This is a genomic window from Cyanobium sp. Lug-B, from assembly GCF_024345635.1.
Classification (GTDB): domain Bacteria; phylum Cyanobacteriota; class Cyanobacteriia; order PCC-6307; family Cyanobiaceae; genus Cyanobium; species Cyanobium minutissimum.
In genome coordinates, this window is the sequence record NZ_JAGQBM010000114.1 from 1 (window position 1) to 5,029 (window position 5,029).

The window sequence follows — 5,029 nt, forward strand, 5'->3', positions numbered from 1 at the left end:
CGCGGCGCTGCCGGGCCTCCGGCTGCTGGCGGTGGGGACGGACATGTCGGTGGGCAAGATGAGCGCCTGCCTGGAGCTGCTGGCCGCCGCCCGGCGCCGCGGCCGCGACGCCCGCTTCGTCGGCACCGGCCAGGCCGGCATCCTGATCAGCGGCGGCGGTGTGGCCCTCGATGCCGTGCGCATCGACTACGCGGCCGGAGCGGTGGAGGCGGCGGTGCTGGCCGCCGCCGAAGGGGCCGGCCCGGAGACCCTGGTGCTGGTCGAGGGGCAGGGCTCCCTCTGCCACCCCGGATCGAGCGCCACCTTGCCCCTGATCCGCGGCAGCCAGCCCACCGATCTGCTGCTGGTGCACCGCGCCGGCCAGCGCACGATCCAGCGGCTGGCGGACTTCCCCCTCCCCACCCTCGGCCGGGTGATCGCCGCCGTCGAGTCGCTGGCGGCCCTGGGCCGTCCGGCGGGATCCGCTCCACCCCCCAGGGTGGCGGCCATCGCCCTGAACACCGCCCACCTGGACGGGCCCTCGGCGGCGGCGGCGCTGGCGGCCACCGCCAGGGAGACGGGACTCCCCTGCCTCGATCCGGTGCGGCAGGGTGGCGAGGCCCTGCTGGAGCTGCTGTTCAGCCAAGAAAGAAGCCCGACGCCGTAGCGCCGGGCCTGAAGGGCGAGCGAGGGGACTCGAACCCCCGAATGGTGGCGCCACAAGCCACTGCCTTAACCACTTGGCGACGCCCGCCGCGGTCTTTGCCAATGTATCAAGCGAGCCTGCCGGCCCCCCCCTCTTGCCACCGCCGACCACCGCCACCCGCACCGTTTCCGGCCTCCTGGGCCTCACCGCCGTCGCGGGGGGCCTGATCGGCCTTGCCGTCACCAACCCCGGCCCGGCGGCCTTCGAGGACTTCGCCGCCGAGAAGCTCACCGAACTGGCCAGCGAGGAGCTGTGCCGCAACGAGGGGCTGCCGCTGCTGGCCCGGTTGCTGATCCAGAACTGTCCGGAGCTGGTGCGCTCCCAGCGGAAGGTGCTGGGCCGCCTGGCCCGGGAGCACTCACGCCGTTACAACTTCGGTCTGCTGAGCATCTACGGCACCCGGCTGGGGGGTGAGAAGGTGCTGCCCAACTGGAGCATCCCCCGGTACGACGCCGTCACCCTGGCGATGGCTGGGCATTTCGTGCTCCTCAGCGCCGGTGAGAGCGCGCCGGGGAGTCCGATGCCGTGACCGGGGCGCCGCCGCCCGGCCGCCCGCCCCTTCCGCCCGGCCAGCTGCCGCCCATGCGGATCCCCAGGCTCCTGCTCGACCCCTGTGCCCCCCTGCCGGCCGCGGACGACCAGGGGCTGGTGACGGTGCGGCTGGAGCATGGCGAGGGCCGGATCCGGGCCATCCACGGGCTGGCCACCGGCTGCGGTGGCGATGGGGAGGGCGGCGCGGCGGCCCCCCTGGCGCTCACGCCGCTGGTGGAGCCCCATGCCCACCTCGACAAGGCCTTCAGCGCTGAGGCGTTCCCCAACCCAGACGGCACCATGGCGGGTGCCATGGCGGCGAACGGCCGGGAGGCGGCCGTCCGGCAGGCCGAGGCGGTGCGGCGGCGGGGGGAGCGGGCCCTGGATCAGGCCTGGCGCTACGGCCTGCGGGCGATCCGCAGCCACATCGACAGCCTCGGCCCCTGGGCCACCCCCAGCTGGGAGGTGCTGCTGGAGCTGCGCGACCGCTGGCGCGGCCGGGTGGAACTGCAGCTGGTGGCCCTGGTGCCGGTGGGCCACTGGCGCACGGCCGATGGGGAGGCGTTCGCCGCCTGGGTCGCCGCCCGCGGCGGCCTGCTGGGGGGGGTGCTCGGTGCCCCCTTCCGCTCCACACCGGCCGACCGGGCCGGCCTGCTGGCCCTGCTGCGGCTGGCGGAGCGCCTCGGCTGCGGGGTGGATCTGCACGTCGACGAGAGCGCCGACGACCACGGCCGGGGCGTGGCCCTGGTGAGCGAGCTGTTGCTGCGGCACCGCATCGTGGTGCCGCTCACCTGCAGCCACGCCAGCAGCATGGGGCTGCTGGCCGACCGGCCCTGCCGCCGCCTGGCGGAGGCGATGGCGGCCGCGGCGGTGGGGGTGGTGGCCCTGCCCAGCACCAATCTCTGGCTGCTGGCCAAGCACCAGCGCCGCACCCCGTCCCTGCGGCCCCAGGCCCCGATCCGCCAGCTGCAGGAGGCCGGCGTGACCGTGGCCGTGGGGGCCGACAATGTCCAGGATCCCTGGTTTCCCGGGGGGGATTTCGATCCCATCGCCCTACTGCGCTTCAGCCTGGCCGCCAGCCACCTGATGCCCTGGCGTCGCCTGGGGCTGAGCCCCTTCAGCACCGCTGCGGCCCAGCTGCTGGGCCTGGAGTGGGACGGGGTGCTGCGGGAGGGGGCTCCGGCCGATCTGGTCGTGCTGGGGGCCACCTCCTGGGCCGAGCTGCTGGCCCGCCCCCCCCGACGGCGGGTGCTGCGGGCCGGCCGCTGGCTGGAGCCGCCCCCCTGCGAAGACCCCTCCCCACCCCTGGCCGCCTGCCATGCCTGACACCGCCTTCCCGGGCCCGCTCCCCGCAGCGCCCGATCCGGCACGGATCCAGGCCCTGGCCGCCGAGCTCGCCGCCAGCGGCCTGGGGTTGACGCCGATCCTCACCCCGGCGGAGCTGGGCCGGCTCTCGGCCGACTTCCACGACTACTCCCCCGTCCTGGAGCCGCTGCTCAAGGGCCGCCGTGCCCAGCTGGCGGTGAAGGTGGAGCGCGTGGAGCAGGTGATGGCCGTGGCCGGGGCCTGCGCCCGCCACCGGGTGCCGCTGACCCTGCGGGGCGCCGGCACCGGCAACTACGGCCAGTGCGTGCCCCTGGCCGGGGGCCTGGTGCTCGACATGGGCGGTCTGAACCGGCTGCGGTCGCTGGACCCGGACAGCGGCGTGATCGAGGCGGAGTCGGGCTGCATCCTGGCCCACCTCGATGGTCAGCTGGTGGCCCACGGCCGGGCCCTGCGGCTGGCGCCCAGCACCTACCGCAGCGCCACCCTCGGGGGCTTCATCGCCGGCGGATCGGGCGGCCTGGGGTCCCTGCGCTGGGGATTCCTGCGCGATCCGGGCCACCTGCTGGGGCTGGAGGCGGTGACGCTGGAGGCCGAGCCGCGCCTGCTGCGTCTCGACGCCGCCGCCAGCGCCGCCCTCAACCACGCCTACGGCACCAACGGCATCATCACCGCCCTGCGGATGGCCACCACCGAAGCGGTGGCCTGGGAGCCGCTGGTGGTGGGGTTCGCCCGCTGGGAGGAGGCCCTGGAGGCCTCCCGGCTTCTGCCCACCACCGCCCTGCTGCTCAACGCCCTCTGCCTGCTGGAGGCCCCGGTGGCGGCGGCCATGCCCTGGCCGGCCGGCTGCCCCGCCGCCAGTGCCGGCGAGCACCGGCTGCTGCTGCATGCCGCCCCCGACAGCCTCGAGGCCCTGCCGGGCTGGCTGGCGACCCGGGGCGGCCGGATCCTCTGGCAGGGCCGACGGCCGGAGCCGGGTCGGGGGCGGGGCCTGCCCCTGGGGGAACTCACCTGGAACCACACCACCCTGCACTGGCGGGCCCAGGCCCCCGACTGGACCTACCTGCAGCTGCTGCTGCCCCGGCCGGAGGCGCCCCTGCTGGAGGCGGTGCGCGGGCGCTGGGGCACCGACGTGCTCTGGCACCTGGAGGCGGTGCGCCACCTGGGGGCGCCCCGGCTGACGGCCCTGCCCCTGGTGCGCTGGCAAGGGCCCGAGGCCCTGGCCGACCTGGTCGCCCAGTGCCGCGCGCTGGGGGCGGTGCCCTTCGATCCCCACGTGATCACCGTCGAGGACGGTGGTCTGGGGGTGGTGGATGCCGATCAGGTGGCGGCGAAGGCCGCCTTCGACCCCGCCGGACTGATGAACCCGGGCAAGCTGCGGGGCTGGATGGGCTAGGGAACGCCCTGTGCGATCAGCGGCAGTCGAGGCTCAGGCGGGTGTCGGCGCCAGTCACCGGGTTGGTGCCCCGGGCCTCGCGGCAGAGGTTGCGCTGGTCCACCCGGTCGAGCAGGGCATCGGTGAAGTCCGCATCGGTGACCGTGGCGCCGGTGAAGTTGCTGCCGGAGGCGATCGCTCCGCGCAGCACTGCCCCGGTCAGGTCGGTGCCGCTCATGTCCACCTTGTCCATCAGGGCGTCGCTGAGATCGGCGCCATGGAAGTCAGCCTCCGGAAAGGCGGCCTGGGTGAGGATCGCGCCGTGCAGATCCGCGTCCCGGAAGCGGGCCTGGCGGCCCGTGGCCCCGGCGAAGGAGCTGCCGGCCAGCTGCTGGCCGCTGAAGTCCTTGCCGCTCTGGTTGGTGAGGGTGTAGTCGACCCGGTCCTGGAAGTCGGCGAGGGCGCCGGAGGGAGCCAGCAGCAGCAGGCCCAGCAGCAGGCCGAGCAGCGCGCCGGCCAGGTGCAGGGACGGCCGGCGGGGGCTGCCCGCGGGCCGGGGGGCATCGGAGGCGGGGGCCGTCGTCATGGGCCGGGGCTGCCGGGGACCCCTCCAGGCTGGCCCGACCCGGGGACTTCGTCAGCCTCGGGGGCGTCGAACAGGGGCAGCACGGCCCCCAGCAGGAACAGGGAGCCGGCCACCACCGGCAGCGGCCCGCCTGGCAGCAGGCTGTCCAGTCCGGCGACCAGGCTGCCGGCCGGCTCGAGCTGGTCGGCCTTCCCCGGACAGGCGGCCGCCAGTTCCTCCAGCGTCCAGCTGGCGTGCTCCGGCACCGCCACCACCGCCGCCCGATCGCCGGGGCGCAGCAACTGCTCCAGCATCACCGCCCCCTCCTTGTGGCGCTGGATGCCCAGCAGCCAGCGGCGCGGCCGGATCCCCTCAACGCCCCCCTGGGCACCCCCGTCGAGCCGGTCGAGTTCGCGGCGCAGGGTGGCCGCCGCCGGTGGATTGTGGGCCCCGTCGATCAGGAGCTCGCGGCCCCGCCAGCGGTGCCGCTCCAGCCGACCGGGCCAGCGGGCCGCCGCCAGGCCGGCGCGGATGGCCGCCGCGTCCAGGG

General features: G+C 75.7%; 5 protein-coding genes, 1 tRNA gene and 1 pseudogene. 4 read left to right on the forward strand and 3 right to left on the reverse strand.

Annotation, left to right across the window (positions count from 1 at the left end; genetic code table 11):
* Positions 1–646, forward strand: a 646-nt coding sequence (locus KBY81_RS16405; protein ID WP_254977090.1) for an NAD-dependent epimerase/dehydratase family protein, incomplete at its 5' end; no start/stop codon positions are given.
* Between the two features lie 14 nt (positions 647–660).
* On the opposite strand, the gene KBY81_RS16410 is transcribed toward KBY81_RS16405, so the two are convergent.
* Positions 661–733, reverse strand: a tRNA-His gene (locus tag KBY81_RS16410).
* A gap of 46 nt (positions 734–779) precedes the next feature.
* Here KBY81_RS16410 and KBY81_RS16415 point away from each other — a divergent pair.
* The 3 genes from KBY81_RS16415 to KBY81_RS16425 are packed head-to-tail and all read left to right on the forward strand — an operon-like array spanning position 780 to position 3,935.
* Positions 780–1,214 (forward strand): DUF4359 domain-containing protein, encoded by a 435-nt coding sequence (locus KBY81_RS16415; RefSeq protein ID WP_106220594.1) that lies wholly within the window; start codon positions 780–782, stop codon positions 1,212–1,214.
* Positions 1,215–1,267: 53 nt separating this feature from the next.
* The gene (locus KBY81_RS16420; RefSeq protein ID WP_254977091.1) at positions 1,268–2,542 is read left to right on the forward strand and encodes an amidohydrolase family protein; all 1,275 of its coding nucleotides are present in this window, start codon (positions 1,268–1,270) and stop codon (positions 2,540–2,542) included.
* Positions 2,535–3,935: an FAD-binding oxidoreductase gene (locus KBY81_RS16425; protein ID WP_254977092.1), complete on the forward strand. Its 1,401-nt coding sequence runs from the start codon at positions 2,535–2,537 to the stop codon at positions 3,933–3,935. Before KBY81_RS16420 ends, KBY81_RS16425 begins: the two co-directional genes overlap by 8 nt.
* 16 nt (positions 3,936–3,951) lie before the next feature.
* On the opposite strand, the gene KBY81_RS16430 is transcribed toward KBY81_RS16425, so the two are convergent.
* Together KBY81_RS16430 and KBY81_RS16435 are read right to left on the reverse strand one after the other, a co-directional pair.
* The gene (locus tag KBY81_RS16430; protein WP_254973670.1) at positions 3,952–4,500 is read right to left on the reverse strand and encodes a pentapeptide repeat-containing protein; all 549 of its coding nucleotides are present in this window, start codon (positions 4,498–4,500) and stop codon (positions 3,952–3,954) included.
* Positions 4,497–5,029, reverse strand: a pseudogene (locus tag KBY81_RS16435) (bifunctional folylpolyglutamate synthase/dihydrofolate synthase); the annotation flags it as partial. The pseudogene KBY81_RS16435 and the gene KBY81_RS16430, both read right to left, overlap by 4 nt.

What these genes read in the sequence shown, in the direction of transcription:
- KBY81_RS16420 (WP_254977091.1), top strand. Translation starts at nt 1,268, where the DNA reads ATGCGGATCCCCAGGCTCCTGCTCGACCCCTGTGCCCCCCTGCCGGCC.
- KBY81_RS16425 (WP_254977092.1), top strand. Translation starts at nt 2,535, where the DNA reads ATGCCTGACACCGCCTTCCCGGGCCCGCTCCCCGCAGCGCCCGATCCG.
- KBY81_RS16430 (WP_254973670.1), bottom strand. Translation starts at nt 4,500, where the DNA reads ATGACGACGGCCCCCGCCTCCGATGCCCCCCGGCCCGCGGGCAGCCCC.